We start from the raw sequence: 20,053 nt of genomic DNA on the forward strand, positions 1-20,053 counted from the left end.
TCAGATTTACCAGCATGCGCGTATGGCGGAATTGGCAGACGCACTAGACTTAGGATCTAGCGGGCGACCGTGGGGGTTCAAGTCCCTCTACGCGCATCAAACATCCCCAAGTCGTATTTTACGGCTTGGGGATCCCTATGCGGAAGTGGCTCAGCGGTAGAGCATCGCCTTGCCAAGGCGAGGGTCGCGGGTTCGATCCCCGTCTTCCGCTCCATTTTTTCTTAAGCGCCCTTAGCTCAGCTGGATAGAGTATTTGACTACGAATCAAAAGGTCGGGAGTTCGAATCTCTCAGGGCGCGCCATTTTTATCACAATCGTATCGGGACGTAGCTCAGCTTGGTAGAGCACCTGCTTTGGGAGCAGGGGGTCGCATGTTCAAATCGTGTCGTCCCGATCAAGAAAGTAAGCATAGACTGTCAGCTTCATGCTGATGATGTCTATGCTTTTTTTGTGCATTAGTGTCTACTAATAACTGGGATTCAAGTTAGTGTTGGTGTATAGTAGACAGGGAGGAGGGCTACTAGATGGAATTACGCTGGAGACGGAATCTATTTATTTTATGGATTGGAGCATTCTTTTGCGCGATGGCGTATACACTTTCGATCCCGTTTATCCCTATATTTTTACAAGAAGACTTGGGTATACATAGCGGTTTGGAGGCATGGTCGGGGATCACGTTCTCTGTGAGCTTTCTCGCAAGTGCAGTGATTGCACCTTTTTGGGGTTCCCTAGCTGACAAATATGGCAGGAAACCGATGCTGCTTCGCTCAGGACTAAGCTTAAGCGCCGTCTATTTTCTTAATTATTTCGTGAATGATCCGTATACGTTTATTGTTGTTCGTGTTCTGCAGGGACTTATGGCGGGCTATATCCCCGCATCGATGGCGCTAGTCAGTACGAACACACCAGAGAAGCATGTTGGTTATGCCTTAAGTGTCATGTCAACGGCGACGGCGGCTGGGAGCATCCTAGGCCCATTGTTCGGTGGCATGCTTAGCCACTGGGTAGGGACAAGAGAATGTTTCTTGGCATCTGGATTTGTTGTGCTTATTTCTGCGGTGATCGCCGTAGTCGGCGTGAAGGAAGTGCATCACAAGAAAGCGGGGGCACGCCCGAGTGTTCTTCAGGATATTAAGCAAGCGACTGCCAATAAGCAGTTATTATCCATTTTTGGATTAACCGTATTAGTGGCAACTTCGGTGATGATTTTAGAACCGCTTTTAACGATATATGTCGTGCAAATCGGTGGAAGCGCCAAGGGTGCATCACTGAGCTCGGGTATTATTTTCTCTGCTGCAGGGGTAGCGACCGTCATCATGGGATCAAGATGGGGCATTATCGGGCAGCGAATCGGCTATGATAAAACACTGCTCATTGGCTTAATTGGTGGCGGTATTGGGAACCTGCTGCAGTTGGTTGCGCATAATTTGATTGCTTTTGGTGTACTTCGTTTCAGTTATGGGTTATTTTTCGCTGCGGTCTATCCGGCACTGAGCGCGCTTATTGTGAAAGCTTCCGATGCTGACTTCCGAGGGAGAGCGATGAGTCTTAACCAAACATCCAATCAATTAGGGATGATGATCGGTCCTTTGATAGGCGGATTCCTTGGCGGTCTAGTAGGGATTCATTCTGTATTTTTATTAACAGGATGTGCGTTACTGCTAGCAGCGGGGGTGTTACATCTCAATGTGAGGAAGCAAATGAAACAGATATCTGCGGACTGAGGTTTTAATGCAATTAGATTTGTAAATAAAGATATACATACTCAATTACAGAAGGAGCAAATCTAAGGATGTTGAAGAGAACAGTAGGCCGTTTGAAAAGGGAAACCTCTGTGTTGATGTTTGGTGCAGCTAGTCTTGGACAGGTCACACAGGAAGAGGCAGATGCCTCTATCGCTTTCGCGCTGGCACATGGCGTGGATCATTTTGATACAGCGGCGAGCTATGGAGACGCAGAGTTGCGGATGGGCCCGACGATAAGCCGGGTGCGGAATGATATCTTTTTAGCTACCAAAACAGGACAAAGAACGAAAAAGGAAGCAAAGGAAGAAATCTATCGCTCCTTGGAGCGAATGAAGGTAGATTCCGTCGACCTGTTACAACTGCATGCGGTGGGATCGATGGAAGAATTGGACCGCTGCACGGCCAAGGGCGGATCGCTGGAAGCGGCATTAGAAGCGCAAAGCGAGGGCATTGTGAAGGAAATCGGGATCACAGGTCACGGGCATCAGGCACCTGCGGTTCATCTGGAAGCGCTAAGGAGATTTCCTTTTGCCACCATACTCTTCCCGCTGAACTACTACATGTATGGCTTACCGGACTATCGTGAGGCTGTAGATGCACTGATGGAAGAAGCAAACAAGCAACAGACGGCGATTCGGGTGATCAAAGCCATTGCGAAGGCACCTTGGATTGAAGGAGCGGAGCGACCGTATGCGACGTGGTATGAGCCTTTTGATCAGCAGGAGATTATCGATGCCTGTGTGCACTTCGTGCTGTCGTTCCCAAGCGTATGCGGTTTTGCGAGTGCGGGGGATGTGCATTTATTTCCCAAAATCGTAGATGCCGTTGAGCGCTATGGTACGATGAGCAAGGAAGACATGGAACGTATTTTGAGTGGGATTAGTGGATATACGAGTGTTTTTGGAGCGCCGACGTCGATTGCTTAATATGATAAGCCTTCACCCCATCATTGTGGGTTGAAGGCTTTTTTGTGACTTCCTGCACGTATACGACACTTAATGGAGCCGTCATACGAATAGCTATAAGGTACGTTAGGAGGCATGGTATATGTTTAAAATGAAGGCAGTACCTCGTAGGTTTTGGCAAGTTAGTGTTGGCATAGTCTTAGTCATGAGTGTGAGCGTGGCGTTAATGAGCACTTTTTACATAAAAGGACTGGATGTGTCACTGTTGAAACAGCCGCTACCCGAGGCATCCGTCGTGCTTGATAAGAATGGTCAAGTCGCTTCTCAGTTGTCGGCGTCAAAGATCGATGCTGTGCCTTTTAAGGACATCCCACAGGTGTTGGTTGATGCCATTGTCGCGGTGGAGGATAGACGTTTCTACGAGCATAAGGGGGTAGACATGAAGTCCATCTTCCGTGCTGTTGGCCGAGATGTGCTCAAAGGAAGCTATTCGGAAGGTGCCAGTACCATTACGCAGCAATTAGCTCGGAATCTTTTCTTAACAGCGGATAAAACGGTAGGTCGTAAATTGCGGGAAGCGGCGTATGCCATCAAAATAGAGACGAGCTACAGTAAGAATGACATTCTGGAAATGTATCTGAACAAGATTTATTTCGGTGAGGGCAGTTGGGGGGTACAGGGGGCTGCGAAAACATATTTTAATAAAAATGTGAAAGACCTCACCTTGCCAGAAGCTGCGGTGTTAGCGGCATTGCCGAAGGCACCTAGTCATTATTCCCCTTTTCAAAATGAAGAGCAAGCGTTGGAAAGAAGGAATACGGTTCTCAAATTGATGCTGAAAGAAGGTAAAATAACACAGCAGGATTACGAGAAAGCCAATGCTTCAGCGCTTGGAGCCGTGAAGACAGTCAATATGGATGAGGCAAAAGGGAGAAATCGGGCGTATGTAGATGCTGTGATTGATGAGGCTGTAACTCTCTACGGTTTTACGGAGGAACAATTACTAACTGGCGGTTTGCGTATTACGACAGAGCTAGATCCTACGGTACAGAAAGCAGTAATTGATGTGGTTAACAATAACAGTCTGTTCCCTGAAAGCAAGCCAGATCAGCTCATTCAGAGTGGTGCTGCTATAGTCGACCAGAAAACAGGTGGTGTTAGAGCGCTAGCCGGTGGACGCGGGGAAGGCGTATTTCGAGGCTTCAGTCATGCCACCCAGTTGAGGAGACAGCCGGGATCGGCTTTTAAGCCAGTGGCTGTGTATGGCCCTGCTCTGGAGTTAGGTTACAAGCCGTCAACCATGCTGTTTGATGGACCGTTGAATATCGAAGGCTACCAGCCTCAAGATTGGGATCACCAGTCAAGAGGACAAGTATCGATGCAAGAGGCCATTACTTCATCTTGGAATGTTCCTGCAGTATGGCTTTTACACGAGATCGGCATCGACAATGGCTTGAAGTTTGCGAAGTCTTTGGGGATAAGTCTACCGGCAGAAGACAGGCAGCTAGGTATCGCACTTGGCGGGCTTTCTGAGGGAGTATCTCCGCTGCAGATGGCGCAGGCTTTTAGTGCTTTTGCAGCGAAGGGCGTCTTAAACCCTGCACATCTAATCGCCAAGATAGAGACAAATGACGGACACCTGCTTGTTCAAGCGAAAGCTAAGGGGCAGTCGGTAATGGGCGCTGAAACGGCCAACACGATGACGGCGATGCTGCAGACGGCAGTAGCGCAGGGGACGGGGAAGAATGCGGCTATGAATCGTCCCGTGGCGGGTAAATCGGGAACAACTCAGCTGCCGGGAACGAAGGAATTCGAGGGAATAGGCAGCGGAAGTGCTAAAGATGCGTGGTTCGTTGGCTATACGCCGGAACTGACGGCAGCGGTATGGGTTGGTTATGATCGAACGGATGCGACGCATTATTTAACAACCTCGGGTGGGGCAGTCCCTGCCGTACTGTTTCGTGAGATGCTCAGTCGTGCGTTAGCTCAAACACCCGTTGTACCTTTTGATATTCCAATGAGTATTGAGGGACCTCAGAAGGATAGCTCCACCTCGAATGAATCAGCAGCTAAGAAGGACAAGGGACAGCAAAAGCAAGCTGAACAGGGGCATGGACATGGTAAAGAGAAGAAGAAATAAGTAAGAAAGCCCTCGAAATCCGGTTAAGGAGGACGAGGGCTTTCTTACATTTCTAGTTAGTCTTGTTTATTGTTGTTACCGGACTTTTTATCATTGTTTTTGTCTTTTTGAGGTTTCTTATCATCTTTCTTATCATCTTTCTTGTCATCGCTCTTGATATCTTCTTTGTCTTCTTCGTTGTCATCGGCATGTACGTTCAAATGAACATTCAATTTGCCAGCTTCTAAATTATATTGTTTGGCGAGCTGCTGGCTCAAGATCTCTCGCGCATTGGGTGCAGATAAGTCAATAGAACCCAGAAGTTTGGATATCCAAGCTTGAGCTTGCGATCCAGTGAGATGAATTCTGCCGGCATGCGGAGACTGGATGCTCAGATCATACTGAGAACCATGTGCTCCCTTGGATTGTTTTAAATGAAAGTTGAAATGCTGCCCATCTACACTTACGTCCACATCCTTCAGGTCAGATCGTATACCTGGTGGGGAAGCTTCTGGCTTATTGTCCACCTTCGTAGAAGAAGAGCTTGGACTTACAGATGAGCTGGGAGCTACTGTAGTAGGGCCAGATACTGGAACGGGTGCAGGTGATTCACTCGGAACGGGAGAGACAGGCTGTGTTGGTTCAGAAGTGCTTGTGGTTTCTGAAGATCCCTTCACATAAGCGGCTTGTTTCTTGTTATTCAGAATGACCTCGATCTCATCCCCAGAGTGTAAATCGCTTAACTGAGCTTTCTCGTCATTCATGAACACCCAGACGGATGAAGCCAAAGGAACAGTTTGATCACCAGTACCTGTATGTAAAGTAATCGAATCTGCCGTCAGGACCGTAAGCTTACCCTGGATGGATGTAGACGTTGTCTCGCTGGATGAAGTTGTAGCATACGCTGTCCAACCACAGAGCATCAGGGTAGCTATGACAATAGCAATAATCGTTATTCTCTTTCTTTTGTGCATCCTAAAACACCTCCGCTAAAGCTTTCGAGCCGAAGGGAGGTTTTAGGACGGTATACGTAAAACTACAAAATGAAGACATGGGGCTAATCTGTGTAAGATTGCAAGCGTTGCATGAATTCTTCTGCTGCACTGTAGCCTTGTTGACGCAGATACCAGCTATTGGCAGCAGCTTCGATAAGACCAGCTACATCGCGTCCGGGTTGGAGTTGGATCTCAATATGGGGAATAGAAATGTCCATATAGTCGGTGAAAGTGGGCTCTAACTCTAAATCATTGTTTAGAGCGTGTTCCTGCCACTTGGTCAGCTCGATATCGAGCACAATGCGTGTTTCATCTTGAAAAGCTTTACGGCCATAAAGCCGTGAGACATTGATGAGTCCTACGCTGCGCAGCGCGAGGAATTCCTTCGTTTTGCCATTGTGCGTGCCGAGCAGCGTTTCTGGGCTAATTTTCTTGAGCACGACGATATCATCAGCGACTAGGCGATGCCCTCTGCGGATCAGCGTGTGGGCTGTTTCGCTCTTGCCAACACCGGATTTGCCGCGCAGCAGGATGCCGATCCCTGAAACATTGACGCAGACACCGTGGACGGCGATCTCCTGAGCCAATGATTTGCTCAAAAATAAATCAACCAAGTCCTGGAATTTGCTCGTAGGGGCGCTCGTGCGGAGAAGGGGGATTTTCTCTTCTTCGCAGTATTTCTTTAAGTATTTCAAGCCTTCTTGGTTTCTCGTCACGACGAAACAAGGCGGGTGGTATTTGACAATATTACCGATGTGCAAATTTCTTTCATTTTCGCTAAGCTTATGCAGGTAGGTTATTTCTTTACGACCTAATAGCTGCACATGCGCTTGTGGGAAATATTCAAAATAGCCGACAAATTCTAGACCAGGGCGGTGTGCCTTTGTTTTGGTTATAGGACGGTGGAGCTCGGAATGGCCAGCGAGAATTTCGAGCGAAAAGCGTTCAACTAAATCTTTCACAGTGACGGACTTCAAACGGGAGATCCTCCTTCGAGTTGAGCGGTAGTCAAGTAAACCTAGGGTAAAGACTATCTGTCTTTACTAAATTCTCTTTTACCTAGCCACAATCCTTTATTGAAAGCGCTTGAACACGGGATATGAAAGCATTTCTTGTCGATTGCAAGCTTTTTTTGTTGCTTTTGGATGTTAAGTTGATATGATGATAGGAAAGCATGAGGGGGATTGGACAAGATGGGTGTTGCCTATAAGAACTGCCAGAGCTGCGGGATGCCTCTCGCTCGTGATGAGCAAGGCGGCGGTACAGAGAAATCGGGTAGTAAGAGCACAATGTACTGTAGTCATTGCTATCAGCATGGGGCGTTTACGATGCCTGATCTAACAGTTGAAGAGATGAGAGAACTAGTTAAAGGAAAATTAGTGGAGTTTGGCTTTCCGAGATTTCTAACGGGGCTATTTACGAGAAATATCCCTAAACTTCAAAGGTGGTCATCTCATAAGTAAACCGAATAATGTACTTTAGGCATTGTGCTGGAGGGCAAATGTAAAGCGTGTCTTCCAAAAGTTGCCCGTGCCATCGACTAAGAAAAAAATAACGCTCTGCACCTTGATGGTGTAGAGCGTTTTATAATTAATCTCCTACCTAACCACCTCTCTGTATGTAAAAGCAGCTATCTGTGAAAGCCGCATTTTTTGGCAAGTGTTGGCCATGTTGAGAGAAACATGCTTTCCCACCTGTCTTCAGGTAATACGAGGATCCATCTCGCGATTTGATCCAAGCCCATTTCGTAAAGCGTGTGAAGCACTTCTTCTTTTTCTGATCCGGTTTTTAATGCTAACATCTCAAAACCACCTCAATCGAATGTATTCAAACAATTATGTATATGCAAATTTTTGAAAATATGTGACGGTTATTTTCATAATGCTAGTAAGCAAGCCTAGGAAGAAGCTTGATCTTTGTGCCATTTGGAAATAAAAGCTTCAAATTTAGGGTAGGCTTGTCTAAGAGTCGGAGGAGACTTCGGAGGGGACAAAAGAGTGAACAACACAAAAAGGTACCCTCGTAGGAGACACGAAGGATACCTTGTATAAAACAAAAACATTCACTTCAGCTGATTCCGAATGCTCGGATCAAGGGTTTGGAGCACCTGAGAAAGCTCCTCGTCTGAAACCGCTTCTCGCCCGTATCGCACCCGATTATAAGCCGTGGTAAGCGCGTGAACCGAAGCTTCTGCAAGCTGTGTTTGATGTCTGAGCTCCCGGCCTGTTTCGTTGGGGGTTAATGCGCGTTTGAAGGTGTAACCGCTCCTGCTCGCCTGCCCAATCAACACACGGTACAGATAGCGGATCCGCTCCTGATTGTTCGGTAGCTGTGACCAAGACGGCTCGCGATTGGATGTAGACCACAGTTTCGAGCTTGCTTTGCGCCACCACAAGTTAGGAAGCTCTCTCCAGTCGAGAAGGGCTTCTTTCTCATCGGTATAACCGTCAGTTGCTTCACCTTGCTCACGACGCAGCGATCGCTTCCAAAAGCGATGAATGAAGGCGAGAAGCGCAGGTGCAAGCTTCATCAAGATTAGATAGAGGCAGCCGAGAATGAGTGCAATGACCAAAACATAGCCGACAATTTGCACAAGATATTGCATGAGAATCCCAAACCAACCTGGTTCGTGCGGTGCTGATGGCGGAAGTTCCATCGGAGGCGGTGCTGAAGGGCTGGCTTCAGGAACAGCAGGTGGTTCTTCGGATGACATCAATCCCAGCAACCAAGCTAGCATGCCATGCAGAAGGCGCATAAGGGCTTGCTTGACTTGCTGAAAGTAACCGACGGCAGCGATAACCGCAATAAAGCCGATTAACCATATACGACTGGAACGTTTCACGGTTTGAGACAGCGACGATGCGGCAGCGCGATCATTCCCTGCTAAGGTAGCGACAAGAAGCTGCGTGCGATTCGTTATAAAGAAGAAGAGGATCAGAGTAGCGAATCCGAGCGCGTTTAAGGCTATTTTGTATGGATGCATAAGCTCCACTCGGGTCATAATGGGAACACCAATGAAGTACATCACACCAGAGATTACGAAAACCCCAGGTGGATAAAGGGAGAGCCCTCCATCTTTGGTATACCGAATCCCCCGATAGACGAGTAGTGCACCAATTGCCGCACATAAAGCAACGTGCAAGGGTTCCATTTGACATACATAGGATAATCCGTAACCTGCAGCAACACAGACAAGGAACTCGTACCCTTTGCGAGAGAGCCATTTCAACTGTCCAAAGTAGGCGCCGATCACGAAACTGAGCAGTAATTGGATACATGTCAAACCAAGCGCGCTATCAAATACATAAACTTGAGATAACGTAACTAGTGGAGCAAAGATAACCAATTCGACGAAGCCGAATAAGAGTGCAAGACCGCATCCCCGTAAAAAGAAGGATAAACGAGACGGCGGAGAATTCGTTCGATTAAGCAAGGGCTTGAGCATCGGATGGAGCCGCCTCCTTATCGCTGAGATCAAGAAGATTATGCTGCAAGGGGACAAGGAAGACGGAATGGCCAGAGGCTTCAAGGCGTTCGATGCTGCGAGCCATCCCCTCAGAAACGAAGGCAGTCAGCAGGATGATATCCAGCGCCTCACCTTCCACCTCGATGCCATAATCGAGAAAATCTTCACAGGAACGAGCACAAGAGATCGCGAGCTTCGCCATCGTTTGAAAAAGATGTTCCAATTGCCCCCAGCCGCCTTCAGGCGCACAGTATACAGGTGTCCCCGGTTCATTCAGCAGCCAACCGTTGTAGCCAAAACCGACAGGAACACCTCGGCTAACGGCATGTTCGGCTAATGTTGCCGCGTAGGAGAGGGCTTTTTCGACAAGTTCAGGGTCGGTTACTGCATCCCACATCGTTTCGGTGACTTGACTGTTAACGACGATAAGTAATCGAGGATCTGCCGTGAATTCACGGTTGTAAACCTGAAGTCGCTGGCTGCGAGCCGTTGCTTTCCAATGAATGCTATTCATCGTATCGCCATAGCGGTACTCTCTTGCACCGGAAACGAGAAATGGATCAGGCATGATCCACCGCTGGACTGTTACATCGCCTTGCCAACGACTAGACAGGAGCGGAATGTCATCGCGATTCACCAGGCGCGGGTAAACTAGAAGCTCTACATGTATGCGGTGCGTAGTAGAGGCTGCTTGTAAACCGACGAAATCCCCCATCGTTGCAGCGATGGTTTCCAGCTTGTACCAACCGCGTTTGGCTGCATGCACACCATGGCGCCGCACGATGCGGGTATAGGGCATGAGGCTGAATAGACTGCGATGATTTTGAAAAAGGGAGCCGCTGCTCACTTCCAGATTATTCATTTGTGTGAAGTGGAGTCCGGCATGAATCGTTGACTCTAAGCGCAGCCAGGGAATCGGCGCAAGCTTACGATTCACGATGGTTTCAATCATGAGAATATCATCGCCGACATGGCAATGTGTCGTATTAAAGGTTCGTTCAATGCGAAGTCCGCGAAACCCCCAGCGGGCGAAAAACTGAAACTGGAGTAAGAAGAGAGCGGCAGCGATAATGACAATCCAGCTTATGCTCATCCGTCCGTTACCCCATCTTCACTTCCGTAGGAACGGGGGTAGCGGCAAGTATGTTCGTCAGCAGCGCATGCACCTGCTGATCCTGTTGACGTGAGCGCGTGCGCAGCAGAACGCGATGTGCCCAGACGGGCGCGACCAGCGCCTTGACGTCGTCCGGCAGCACGTAATCGCGGCCACGCAGCGCCGCGTAGACCTGCGCCGCCTTCATCAAGGCGCGCACACCGCGCGGGCTGACGCCGAGCGCGGAGTCCGCATGCGTGCGCGTCGCTTCCGCGAGCTGCACGATGTAGTGCAGCAGCTCGTCGCTGACGCGCACCTGCGTGAACAGCAGCTGCGCTTCGAGCAGCTCCGCGCGGCTCACGACTGGCAGCAGCTGATCCAGCGGATCTTGCTGCTGGTAGCGCTGCAAGATCAAGACCTGCTCGGCTGCCGTTGGATAACCGAGGGACAGCTTCATCAGGAAGCGGTCGAGCTGCGCTTCCGGAAGGGGAAAGGTCCCCTGATTCTCGACAGGGTTCTGCGTGGCAATGACGAGGAACGGCGCTTCCAGCTTGCGCGTTTCCCCGTCGATGCTGACCTGACGCTCCTCCATGCTTTCCAGCAAGCTGGACTGTGTGCGCGGTGTAGCGCGGTTAATCTCATCAGCGAGCACGATGTGAGCGAAGAGTGGGCCTGGGCGGAATTCGAACTCGCCCAGCTTCTGGTTGAAGAAATTGATGCCGCTTACATCAGACGGCAGCAAGTCGGGTGTGAACTGGATGCGTTTCATGGAGCCATCGAGTGAACGAGCTAGTGCTTTGGCCAGCTGGGTTTTACCTGTGCCGGGCACATCTTCGAGCAGCACGTGACCGGAAGCGATCAGTGCGATGACCAGGAGTTCGATGGTATCGTTTTTGCCTATAATAACGTGACCAACGTTTTCTTTGATACGGGAAGCGATGCGTTCAATTGGTGCGATATTCAAATGATTAACCTCCTAAATAATGAATGATCCGAATGAAATGGGACAGCAGAACAGTAAGGGTGTTAATGAGATAAAGTGATGGCGACAAGGTGAGTTAAAGAGGAACGACATTCCGCTATTTCACGGATTGTGCTGTTCTTTAGAGTCGAAAGGGAACGCGGCATGCAGGTTCCTTTTCGGTGTCCGAATCCCTAGCAAAGGGTGTCAAGATTTACATATGCTCCACGCTTATTTTAACACCTCGCAGGGGATTTTTACCAATGTTTCCTCGGACAAATATCAATTCTATTTGTATATTCGATGGGCAGTGAGTACAATGGTGGTGATAATGAGTATACGATGAGCAATGTTGCTAAATTGGGGAGTCCTGGGAGGTCAGGCATGTACAAGCTGCTGTTAGTGGATGACGAAGAGGATGTACGCGAAGGTGTCGTCCGTGAAATAAATTGGGAAGCCATTGGCTTTGAAGTTGTCGACAAGGCGGAGAACGGGAAAGAAGCGCTGGAAATGGTTGAGCGTCTGCAGCCGGATGTGGTTGTGACGGATATTCAGATGCCTTTTATGAATGGTTTGCAGCTTGCTGAAGCAATTAGAGAGCGCTTTCCCACGATTAAGCTCATCATCCTGACAGGGCATGATGAATTTGAGTATGCCCAACGGGCGATTAAGCTGCATATTGATGAATATGTGCTGAAACCATTTTCCGCACAGGAGCTGGTGAATGCCCTTTTGAAGGTAAAAGGACACATCCAAGAAGAGGTTGCGCATCGGGAGGATGTGCAGCTGCTTAAGGAGCATTACCGCAAGAGTATGCCGGTGCTGAAGGAGAATTTCTTAGCGACATTAATGAATCGGAAGCTCCCGCGGGACGAGGTATTTGAGAAGGCAGCGAACTATGGGATTGCGCTTAGCGGCAATAGCTATGTGGTTGCCGTTCTGAGCATCGATGGGGTCTTTATTTCGGAAGAAGACCTGGAGAATCGGGAGGAACTGTCGAAGTCGATATCTTTGAAATACTCGGAGGATCAGGCGTTGAAATATTTCGCCCTCTTAAATATTACCGAAGAAATTGCGGGCAAGCGCGGCCTCGGACTCGTTTTCATGCATAATGATCAGGTTGTCTTGTTAGCAGCGAGCGAGAATAAGGACAAGGAAGCGGCGCTGCAGGAAACGATGAAGGTGCTGGAGGAAATTCGGCAGAGTGTGGAAAAATATTTGAAGTTCACCCTTACTGTTGGGGTGGGCAGTGTGATGAAGGACGTCACGAAGATCAGCTATTCGTATGAAGATGCTGTACTTTCCCTCGACTACAGGCTTATTCTGGGCAGCAATCGCATGATTTACATTGATGATGTGGAAAAACGCAGCATGGATAAGATTCGATTTGACGATGTGAAGGAACACGCGTTGACCCGCTGTATTAAGGTAGGCACGTCACAAGAGATCCGAGAGACGATTGATGAACTTTTTCAGGGCATCGAGGCCGGGGTGTCGGTGAAAGATTATCAGATCTATTTGCTTGAAATTCTTACTTGTATTCTGAAAGCAGCCAAGGACTCGAACCTGAATGTTGACGAGGTATTTGGCGAGAGTTTCATCCCTTTCACGGAGATTAATAAATTCACTTCCTTGGAGGAAGCGAAGCATTGGTTGGCCGAGCTCTGTGCGAGCATGATGAGTCACATTGCAACGGATCGTCAATATACGTATAAAAACCTTGTGGATCTAGCAAAGGATTATACGAAGAGCCACTATCATGAAGGCGATATCAATATCAATAAGGTGTGCGGACATCTGCATATCAGTGCGGGTTATTTCAGTTCCATTTTCAAAAAAGAAACCAAAATGACCTTCGTGAACTATTTGAACCACATTCGGATGGAAGCAGCGAAAGAGCTTTTGCGTTCTACGGATATGAAGGCGCTAGAAATCGCTGAAAAGGTGGGCTATGCGGATGCTAATTATTTCAGCTTCTCCTTTCGCAAAAATGTGGGCGTTTCCCCAAAGGAGTATCGCAATAACAGCGTCAAGGGGCCATAGGAACTAGAAGGGGGAGAGTTGCTTTGAGACGCAGAGTGAGTACGCTGCTGAAAGCTTTATATAACGTCATGCTGGATACGATGCGGGTAAAAAGTATTCAGTTTACCATAACGATGTCATTCATTCTTATTACCGTAACCGTCATGCTTGTTGTCTCCTTGGTGCTCTATAATAAGTTTGCTAAAACAGCAGAGGAGAGTGCCTTTCTGAGTACGGCCCATGTGATTGAGCAGGTGCAATTCAACCTGGAGCAGTACATCAAGGGGATGTCAGATACGTTCGAAGTTGTAGATGCCAAAATCGCCAAAAGCCGCGGCATCCCGTCGGACAAGCTGCTCGAACAGCTGGACACGATCGCCAGTACGCGTGAGGATATTGTATCTATTCATCTATTTACCGCGGATGGCGGGTTGGTCACCGGTGTGCCAACGACAGAGATGCGCAAAAATACACGGCTGCTTGAGCAGCCGTGGTTTCGGTCTGCCCTCGATAACCCGAACCATCTAACGTTTTCCTTACCGCATATCCAGAACCTATTCAAAGATCCCTACAAGTGGGTGGTTTCCATGAGTAAAGGGGTTACGATCGAGCAGAATGGGAAGATGGTGGATGCGGTTATTTTAGTGGACATTAATTTCAAGACATTGGACGATGTGTTTCGTACGGTTTCACTCGGTAAGAAGGGCTATGTCTATATCATTGACGATTCGGCAGGCAGTATTGTGTATCATCCGCAGCAGCAGCTTATTTATATTGGTCTCAAATATGAGAATGTGGAGCAAGCACTCAAATTTTCGTATGGCCGATATATGGATGTTAGCGAAGGGGAGTCGCGGTTAAACGTTGTGCGGACGGTCAATAACATCGGATGGAAAATTATCGGGGTCTCCTATCTCGATGAAATTGTGACGACGCGCAAGGAAATTTCGACGTTCATGATATGGTTGTTAGTGATCGTACTGTTCTTCATTTTGTTGATTTCCTCGTTCATGTCAGCACGTATTTCCCAGCCGATTAAACGACTGAAGAAGTCAATGGAGATGGTGGAGAAAGGACATTTCGACACGTATATTCATGTGCGTGGAGCTGATGAGGTCGAACAGCTTTCGCGGCGCTTCAATCTGATGGTTTCGAGGGTTCGCGAGCTGATGGATCAAAGTATCGCTGAGCAGGAGATTAAGCGGAAGAACGAATTGGAGGTTCTCCAATCGCAGATTAATCCGCACTTTTTATACAATACACTCAATTCGGTCGTTCGAATGGTTGGCAATGGGAGGACGGAAGAGGTTGTGACGACGATTACATCGCTGTCGAAGTTTTTCCGGATATCACTCAGCAAAGGCAAAAACATTATTACGATCGGAGAAGAGATCGAGCATATTCGTAACTATTTGATTATCCAGAAGATGCGTTATAAGGACAAGTTTGAGTATGAGATCCACGTCTCGGAAGAGGTGCTTCCCTACAAAACGCTCAAGTTGATTCTGCAGCCTTTTGTGGAAAATGCGCTCTATCACGGGATCGAGTATATGGTGGATGAGGGGTTGATTGAGCTCATTGCCACGATGGATAACGGGAAGATTCTCTTTGAGATTCGAGATAATGGTGTCGGGATGTCAGAGGAAACGCTGAAGAGTATTATGACCGGTCAGGTGAAAAGTGAAAAGGGCTCAGGTGTCGGACTGCGAAATGTGCATGAGCGGATTCAGCTTTATTTTGGTATAGACTATGGGGTTCACGTAAGTAGTGAGCTGGAGGAAGGAACAACCGTCCGAATTACGATTCCAGCCATACTAGAGGAAGAAGGGGGGAGTGAAGGATGAGATGGAAACCACTATTGATTGCAGTTCTCGTCGCTCTTCTCTCGATTTCTTCTTGCACCGAAAGTGTGGAAACCTTGCCTACTGAGCAGAAGAAGCACCTGGAGGTTATTCTTCGAAGTCAAGAAGGCGACTATTGGAAGACGGTAAAATTGGGCGCAGAGGTCGCGGCTAAGGAGTTTGATGTGACGTTGGACTTCCGTGCACCAGGTGATGAGGCTGATGTAAAGGGGCAGATTGCCTTGATGGAGCAGTCCATTTCAAGCCTTCCGGATGCGATAGTCTTAGCGGCGAATGACTATAAGGAGCTTTCTCCTATCGTGGATGAAGCGGGTGAAGCGCATATTCCCGTAATTACGGTTGATTCTGAAGTAGAGACGAAGAATGTGCGTAGTTTTATTGGCGCGGATAACTATGAAGCAGGTCAATTGGCAGGCCGACAACTGATTAAGCTGATCGGAACGAGTGGGCAAATTGCCATTATGAGCTTTAGGAAAGGGGAGCGAAACACGGAACTGCGGGAAAAAGGGCTATTAGACGAAATATCGAAGTTCCCCGAAGTTCAGGTGATCGATACGGTATACAGCTTAACGGATCGGGAGCTTTCGGCTCAACTCACGCATGAAGTCATCGACAAACATCCAGAGCTGGATGGGATTGTGGCACTGAATGAAATCTCCTCCATTGGCGTTGCCAGTGCGGTACAGAGTCGGAATTTGAATGAAAAGGTGAAAATCATCACGTTTGACAGTACCTCTGAGGAGCTAGAGCTGCTCCAAGAGGGGGTCATTCAAGCAACAATTATTCAAAATCCGTTTAGCATCGGTTACTTAGGCGTGAAAAGTGCGGTAGATGCCGTTAAAGGAAAAACGGTGCCAAAGCGCGTGGCAACAGGGATTAAGGCCATTGATTTGAACAATATGTTCTGGTCAGACAATCAAAAGTTGCTATTCCCATTTATTAAGTGACAGAAACTGATGAGAATTTCGATAGAAGACATGAGGATATTGCATTTGTTTATGGCTTTTGAACCATTATAGTAAGGAATGTAAACAAACAATATACCTTTTAGGGAGGGTCTTATCTTGAAAAAATTACTTACACTTGCCGTAGCAGGCGCTTTGGTTGCAACCGTTGCAGGTTGTGGAAATAAAACAGAAACACCAGCAGCAAGCACAGCCCCAGCAGCTTCCACAGGTGCAGCAGCAACTACAGCTCCAGCAGCTGGTAAAAAACCAACAATCGGTGTAGCGATCTATAAATTTGACGATACGTTCATGTCTGGTGTTCGTGCAGCGATCTCCGATGCGGCGAAAGATAAAGCGACTGTTGATATCGTAGACAGCCAAAACTCCCAACCAACACAAAACGATAAAGTTGACCTTTTCATCACGAAAAAAGTAAATGCACTTGCGATCAACGCAGTTGACCGTACAGCAGCTGGCGTTATCATCGATAAAGCAAAAACAGCGAACATTCCAGTTGTTTTCTTGAACCGTGAGCCACTTGATACGGACATGAAGAAATGGGATAAAGTTTACTACGTAGGCGCTAAAGCTGAGCAATCCGGAACAATGGAAGGCCAACTATTGGTTGACTACTTCAAAGCTCACCCAGAAGCTGACAAAAACAAAGACGGTAAAATCCAATACGTCATGCTTAAAGGCGAGCCAGGACACCAAGATGCTGAGCTTCGTACGAAATTCTCTATCCAAGCCATCACGGATTCCGGTATGGGTGTAGAAAAAGTAGCAGAAGATACAGCTATGTGGGATCGCGTTAAAGGTCAAGAGAAAATGGCAGCATTCCTAGCTTCCAGCGAAAGCAAAATCGAAGCTGTTCTTGCGAACAACGATGACATGGCGCTTGGTGCAATCGAAGCTTTGAAAGCAAAAGGCTATTTCAAAGACAATAAATTCCTTCCAGTAGTTGGTGTAGATGCAACAGCTCCAGCTCTACAAGCTCTAAGCGATGGAACGCTTCTAGGTACAGTTCTAAACGATGCGAAGAACCAAGGTGCTGCAACAACAAGTGTAGCAACAGCTCTTGCTAATGGTTTAGTACCAAGCAAAGAAACAACTGGCTATGATATCACTGACGGTAAATATGTTTGGATTTCCTACAAAAAAATCACAAAAGCTAACATGAACGAAGCGAAGTAATTGTGAGAATGGGCAAGAGAGGCGATAAAAGAGCAACAATCGCGCTTTTGCCTTCCTTTTTTGGAAACCCGTGCAAAGATAAAGAGAAATAAGCTTCGAATAAAGGCTTCACTTTGTGGGGATTATCGTGAGCTGTAGGGGGAGTTACCATGACTGTACATGACTATTTATTGGAAATGAATCAAATCTCCAAAGAGTTCCCCGGCGTCAAAGCGCTGGATAATGTCACCCTCAAAGTTCGTCCAGGAAGCGTACATGCGCTAATGGGAGAGAACGGCGCGGGGAAATCGACGCTCATGAAATGCTTATTCGGCATTTATAAGCCCGATGGTGGAGAAATTAAGCTGAATGGAGAAGTCGCTTCAATTACGAACTCCAAAGATGCATTAGCGAACGGTATTTCCATGATTCATCAAGAGCTTCACCCCGTTCCACATCGCAATGTGATGGAGAACATTTGGTTAGGTAGATTCCCGCTAAAAGGTATTGGACCTTTGAAATTAGTGGATCACAAGAAAATGCGTACAGATACAGAGAGTTTATTCAAACAACTCCAAATGGACATTAAGCCGGATACACTGGTCGGTACCTTATCGGTATCCAAAGTGCAATCCATTGAAATTGCCAAGGCTGTTTCTTTCAATTCGAAAGTCATTGTTATGGATGAGCCGACTTCATCGCTTACGGGTAACGAAGTTGAGCAGTTGTTTCGCATCATTCGCGATCTGAAGAGCCGCGGTGTTTCGATCATCTATATTTCACATAAAATGGAAGAGATTTTGGAAATTTCGGACGAAGTAACGATTATGCGTGATGGTACCAAAATTGGTACATGGGCATCTTCCGAGCTTACCACAGATATGATCATCTCCAAGATGGTTGGACGTGATTTGAAAGAGCGTTTCCCTGAGCGCAGTAATGTGCCAGAAGGCGTATTGATGAAGGTAGAGGACCTGACTTCGGTCGTTCCTAAATCGTTCAAGAATGTGTCTTTTGAGCTGAAAAAGGGTGAGATTCTAGGTGTCGGCGGCCTTGTAGGGGCACAACGGACAGAGCTGATTGAATCCCTGTTCGGGATGAGAGGTATTGCTTCAGGAAGCATCTCCATTCATGGGAAGCCTGTGAAGCTGAAATCGCCGATGGATGCGATCAAGCAGAAGATTGCTTTGCTGACGGAAGAGCGCCGCGTAACAGGTATTTTCCCTGTATTATCGGTTTTGGAAAATACGGTCATTGCCAATTTGGGACGATACATGAATCCATTTGGTTTCATTCAAGAAGCAAAACGTAAAGAAGAAGTTAAACAAAGTATCGAAATGCTACGCGTGAAAACGCCGAATATGCATGCGCTGATTAAGAACTTGTCCGGTGGTAATCAACAAAAGGTTTTGTTGGCCAGATGGCTACTAACGGAACCTGAGGTACTTCTTCTCGATGAACCAACTCGGGGAATTGATGTAGGAGCGAAATTTGAGATTTACTCCATCATTGCTGACCTTGCGAAGCAGGGGAAAAGTATTATCATGATCTCTTCTGAAATGCCCGAGCTTCTTGGGATGTCAGACCGAATTATGGTTATGTGTGAGGGACGTCTTACGGGCATTGTAGAAGGAAATAAAGCAACAGAAGAAGAGATTATGCGCCTTGCTGCACAGCATATGGCATAATGGAGGGGGCCTAGAACCATGACTACAAAAACAGAAACATTGAAATCCAGAGACCTTAGCGGGTTCATTACCAAATACGCTATTTACATCGTACTAGTTGTTCTAGTTATTGGGATCGCGATTTATGATCCACGCTTTTTATCCGTAAGTATCCTACGTGATATCTTATTGCAGTCTTCCACACGTGTCATTATCGCGTTGGGTGCAGCGTTCATTCTTATCACAGGCGGAACGGATTTATCCGCAGGGCGAATCGTTGGTTTATCGGCGGTTATCTCCGCTTCTATGCTCCAAACAGAGGAGTATGGCAGAAGATTTTTCCCAGACTTACCTCAATTGCCTATGTTTATTCCGATTCTAATTGCTGTTGTAGCGGGTTTAATCGTTGGGTTAATTAATGGGATTGTCGTTGCTAAGTTCCGAGTCCCGCCATTCATTGCGACATTAGGAACGATGGTAGCTGTTTATGGTGCGAACTCCTTGTACTTCGATATGAAGCCAAATCAATCACAACCAATCGGTGGTCTTCGTCCTGATTTCAGTAGTCTGGGAACTGGAGCCATTGGATCAAGCTCAACATACTCGATTCCTTATATCGTTATTTTCGCGATAATCGTCTCGGTTATTGTTTGGATCGTATTTAATAAAACAAAGCTAGGTAAATATATGTACGCGATTGGTGGCAACATTCACGCCGCTGTCGTTTCTGGGATTAACGTAAATCGTTACTTGATCTATATTTATTCTATTGCAGGTGCACTTTACGGACTTGCAGGGGTATTGGAAGCAGCAAGAACCGGTGGAGCAACGAACAACTATGGTAACATGTACGAGCTTGATGCGATCGCGGCTTGCGTTGTCGGCGGTGTATCAACTTCAGGTGGTATCGGTACGGTACCAGGTGTGCTTGCAGGGGTATTGATTTTCAGCGTTATCAACTACGGTTTGACGTTTATCGGTATCAGCCCATACTGGCAGTTAATTATCAAAGGTGTGATCATCGTTGCTGCAGTAGCGTTTGATATGCGCAAATATATGAATTCGAAGTAAGTAATGGAGGCTGTCGATATTCTCGGC

The 20,053-nt window shown here is 47.3% G+C and carries 16 protein-coding genes and 4 tRNA genes; 14 read left to right on the forward strand and 6 right to left on the reverse strand.

What is annotated here, in order from left to right; all coding sequences use genetic code 11:
• Positions 1-16: 16 nt before the first annotated feature.
• From L6I86_RS32975 to L6I86_RS33005, 7 genes are all read left to right on the forward strand, one after another.
• Positions 17-96: transfer RNA gene (locus L6I86_RS32975), tRNA-Leu, on the forward strand.
• A 43-nt stretch (positions 97-139) separates the two neighbouring features.
• A tRNA-Gly gene (locus L6I86_RS32980) sits at positions 140-214 on the forward strand.
• An 11-nt stretch (positions 215-225) separates the two neighbouring features.
• Positions 226-302 (forward strand) — tRNA-Arg (locus tag L6I86_RS32985).
• An 18-nt stretch (positions 303-320) separates the two neighbouring features.
• A tRNA-Pro gene (locus L6I86_RS32990) sits at positions 321-394 on the forward strand.
• A 130-nt stretch (positions 395-524) separates the two neighbouring features.
• On the forward strand, positions 525-1,724 hold the full coding sequence (locus L6I86_RS32995; RefSeq protein WP_236292953.1) for an MFS transporter: 1,200 nt from the start codon (positions 525-527) through the stop codon (positions 1,722-1,724).
• 68 nt (positions 1,725-1,792) lie between these two features.
• Positions 1,793-2,671 (forward strand): aldo/keto reductase, encoded by an 879-nt coding sequence (locus L6I86_RS33000; protein WP_236292955.1) that lies wholly within the window; start codon positions 1,793-1,795, stop codon positions 2,669-2,671.
• 121 nt (positions 2,672-2,792) lie between these two features.
• Positions 2,793-4,790 (forward strand): transglycosylase domain-containing protein, encoded by a 1,998-nt coding sequence (locus L6I86_RS33005; protein WP_236292957.1) that lies wholly within the window; start codon positions 2,793-2,795, stop codon positions 4,788-4,790.
• A gap of 56 nt (positions 4,791-4,846) precedes the next feature.
• Here the strand turns inward: L6I86_RS33005 and L6I86_RS33010 are convergent, their stop codons facing one another.
• A complete protein-coding gene (locus L6I86_RS33010) occupies positions 4,847-5,743 on the reverse strand; it encodes a hypothetical protein (protein WP_236292959.1) in 897 nt (298 codons plus the stop codon).
• Positions 5,744-5,826: 83 nt separating this feature from the next.
• The gene (hprK, locus tag L6I86_RS33015) at positions 5,827-6,741 is read right to left on the reverse strand and encodes an HPr(Ser) kinase/phosphatase (RefSeq protein WP_236292961.1); all 915 of its coding nucleotides are present in this window, start codon (positions 6,739-6,741) and stop codon (positions 5,827-5,829) included.
• A 216-nt stretch (positions 6,742-6,957) separates the two neighbouring features.
• Here hprK and L6I86_RS33020 point away from each other — a divergent pair, with 216 nt between their 5' ends.
• On the forward strand, positions 6,958-7,227 hold the full coding sequence (locus L6I86_RS33020) for a zinc ribbon domain-containing protein (RefSeq protein WP_236292963.1): 270 nt from the start codon (positions 6,958-6,960) through the stop codon (positions 7,225-7,227).
• A 167-nt stretch (positions 7,228-7,394) separates the two neighbouring features.
• Here L6I86_RS33020 and L6I86_RS33025 read toward each other — a convergent pair whose 3' ends face one another.
• The 4 genes from L6I86_RS33025 to L6I86_RS33040 all read right to left on the reverse strand — a co-directional run bounded on the left by L6I86_RS33025 (position 7,395) and on the right by L6I86_RS33040 (position 11,287).
• A complete protein-coding gene (locus L6I86_RS33025; RefSeq protein WP_155993910.1) occupies positions 7,395-7,565 on the reverse strand; it encodes a hypothetical protein in 171 nt (56 codons plus the stop codon).
• 261 nt (positions 7,566-7,826) lie between these two features.
• On the reverse strand, positions 7,827-9,209 hold the full coding sequence (locus L6I86_RS33030; protein ID WP_236292965.1) for a DUF4129 domain-containing protein: 1,383 nt from the start codon (positions 9,207-9,209) through the stop codon (positions 7,827-7,829).
• Complete coding sequence (locus tag L6I86_RS33035; RefSeq protein ID WP_236292966.1) at positions 9,190-10,323, reverse strand: DUF58 domain-containing protein; 1,134 nt, start codon at positions 10,321-10,323, stop codon at positions 9,190-9,192. Before L6I86_RS33035 ends, L6I86_RS33030 begins: the two co-directional genes overlap by 20 nt.
• Positions 10,324-10,330: 7 nt before the next feature.
• On the reverse strand, positions 10,331-11,287 hold the full coding sequence (locus tag L6I86_RS33040; RefSeq protein WP_236292967.1) for an AAA family ATPase: 957 nt from the start codon (positions 11,285-11,287) through the stop codon (positions 10,331-10,333).
• Between the two features lie 381 nt (positions 11,288-11,668).
• Here L6I86_RS33040 and L6I86_RS33045 point away from each other — a divergent pair, with 381 nt between their 5' ends.
• The 6 genes from L6I86_RS33045 to mglC all read left to right on the forward strand — a co-directional run bounded on the left by L6I86_RS33045 (position 11,669) and on the right by mglC (position 20,026).
• The gene (locus L6I86_RS33045) at positions 11,669-13,327 is read left to right on the forward strand and encodes a response regulator (protein ID WP_236292968.1); all 1,659 of its coding nucleotides are present in this window, start codon (positions 11,669-11,671) and stop codon (positions 13,325-13,327) included.
• A gap of 68 nt (positions 13,328-13,395) precedes the next feature.
• The gene (locus tag L6I86_RS33050; RefSeq protein WP_236293016.1) at positions 13,396-15,150 is read left to right on the forward strand and encodes a cache domain-containing sensor histidine kinase; all 1,755 of its coding nucleotides are present in this window, start codon (positions 13,396-13,398) and stop codon (positions 15,148-15,150) included.
• On the forward strand, positions 15,147-16,115 hold the full coding sequence (locus L6I86_RS33055) for a substrate-binding domain-containing protein (RefSeq protein ID WP_236292969.1): 969 nt from the start codon (positions 15,147-15,149) through the stop codon (positions 16,113-16,115). The genes L6I86_RS33050 and L6I86_RS33055 overlap by 4 nt, the downstream gene beginning before the upstream one ends.
• Positions 16,116-16,232: 117 nt before the next feature.
• Positions 16,233-17,309, forward strand: a complete 1,077-nt coding sequence (locus tag L6I86_RS33060) for a galactose ABC transporter substrate-binding protein (protein ID WP_216855935.1) — start codon at positions 16,233-16,235, stop codon at positions 17,307-17,309.
• A 149-nt stretch (positions 17,310-17,458) separates the two neighbouring features.
• Positions 17,459-18,976 (forward strand): sugar ABC transporter ATP-binding protein, encoded by a 1,518-nt coding sequence (locus L6I86_RS33065; RefSeq protein WP_236292970.1) that lies wholly within the window; start codon positions 17,459-17,461, stop codon positions 18,974-18,976.
• A gap of 18 nt (positions 18,977-18,994) precedes the next feature.
• The gene (mglC, locus tag L6I86_RS33070) at positions 18,995-20,026 is read left to right on the forward strand and encodes a galactose/methyl galactoside ABC transporter permease MglC (RefSeq protein ID WP_236292971.1); all 1,032 of its coding nucleotides are present in this window, start codon (positions 18,995-18,997) and stop codon (positions 20,024-20,026) included.
• Positions 20,027-20,053 lie beyond the last annotated feature (27 nt).

This window comes from Paenibacillus allorhizoplanae, from assembly GCF_927798215.1.
Lineage (GTDB): Bacteria > Bacillota > Bacilli > Paenibacillales > NBRC-103111 > Paenibacillus_E > Paenibacillus_E allorhizoplanae.

Coding starts and splice junctions, on each gene's coding strand:
- L6I86_RS32995 (WP_236292953.1), top strand. CDS start 525: ATGGAATTACGCTGGAGACGGAATCTATTTATTTTATGGATTGGAGCA.
- L6I86_RS33000 (WP_236292955.1), top strand. CDS start 1,793: ATGTTGAAGAGAACAGTAGGCCGTTTGAAAAGGGAAACCTCTGTGTTG.
- L6I86_RS33005 (WP_236292957.1), top strand. CDS start 2,793: ATGTTTAAAATGAAGGCAGTACCTCGTAGGTTTTGGCAAGTTAGTGTT.
- L6I86_RS33010 (WP_236292959.1), bottom strand. CDS start 5,743: ATGCACAAAAGAAAGAGAATAACGATTATTGCTATTGTCATAGCTACC.
- L6I86_RS33020 (WP_236292963.1), top strand. CDS start 6,958: ATGGGTGTTGCCTATAAGAACTGCCAGAGCTGCGGGATGCCTCTCGCT.
- L6I86_RS33025 (WP_155993910.1), bottom strand. CDS start 7,565: ATGTTAGCATTAAAAACCGGATCAGAAAAAGAAGAAGTGCTTCACACG.
- L6I86_RS33030 (WP_236292965.1), bottom strand. CDS start 9,209: ATGCTCAAGCCCTTGCTTAATCGAACGAATTCTCCGCCGTCTCGTTTA.
- L6I86_RS33035 (WP_236292966.1), bottom strand. CDS start 10,323: ATGAGCATAAGCTGGATTGTCATTATCGCTGCCGCTCTCTTCTTACTC.
- L6I86_RS33045 (WP_236292968.1), top strand. CDS start 11,669: ATGTACAAGCTGCTGTTAGTGGATGACGAAGAGGATGTACGCGAAGGT.
- L6I86_RS33050 (WP_236293016.1), top strand. CDS start 13,396: ATGCTGGATACGATGCGGGTAAAAAGTATTCAGTTTACCATAACGATG.
- L6I86_RS33055 (WP_236292969.1), top strand. CDS start 15,147: ATGAGATGGAAACCACTATTGATTGCAGTTCTCGTCGCTCTTCTCTCG.
- L6I86_RS33065 (WP_236292970.1), top strand. CDS start 17,459: ATGACTGTACATGACTATTTATTGGAAATGAATCAAATCTCCAAAGAG.
- mglC (WP_236292971.1), top strand. CDS start 18,995: ATGACTACAAAAACAGAAACATTGAAATCCAGAGACCTTAGCGGGTTC.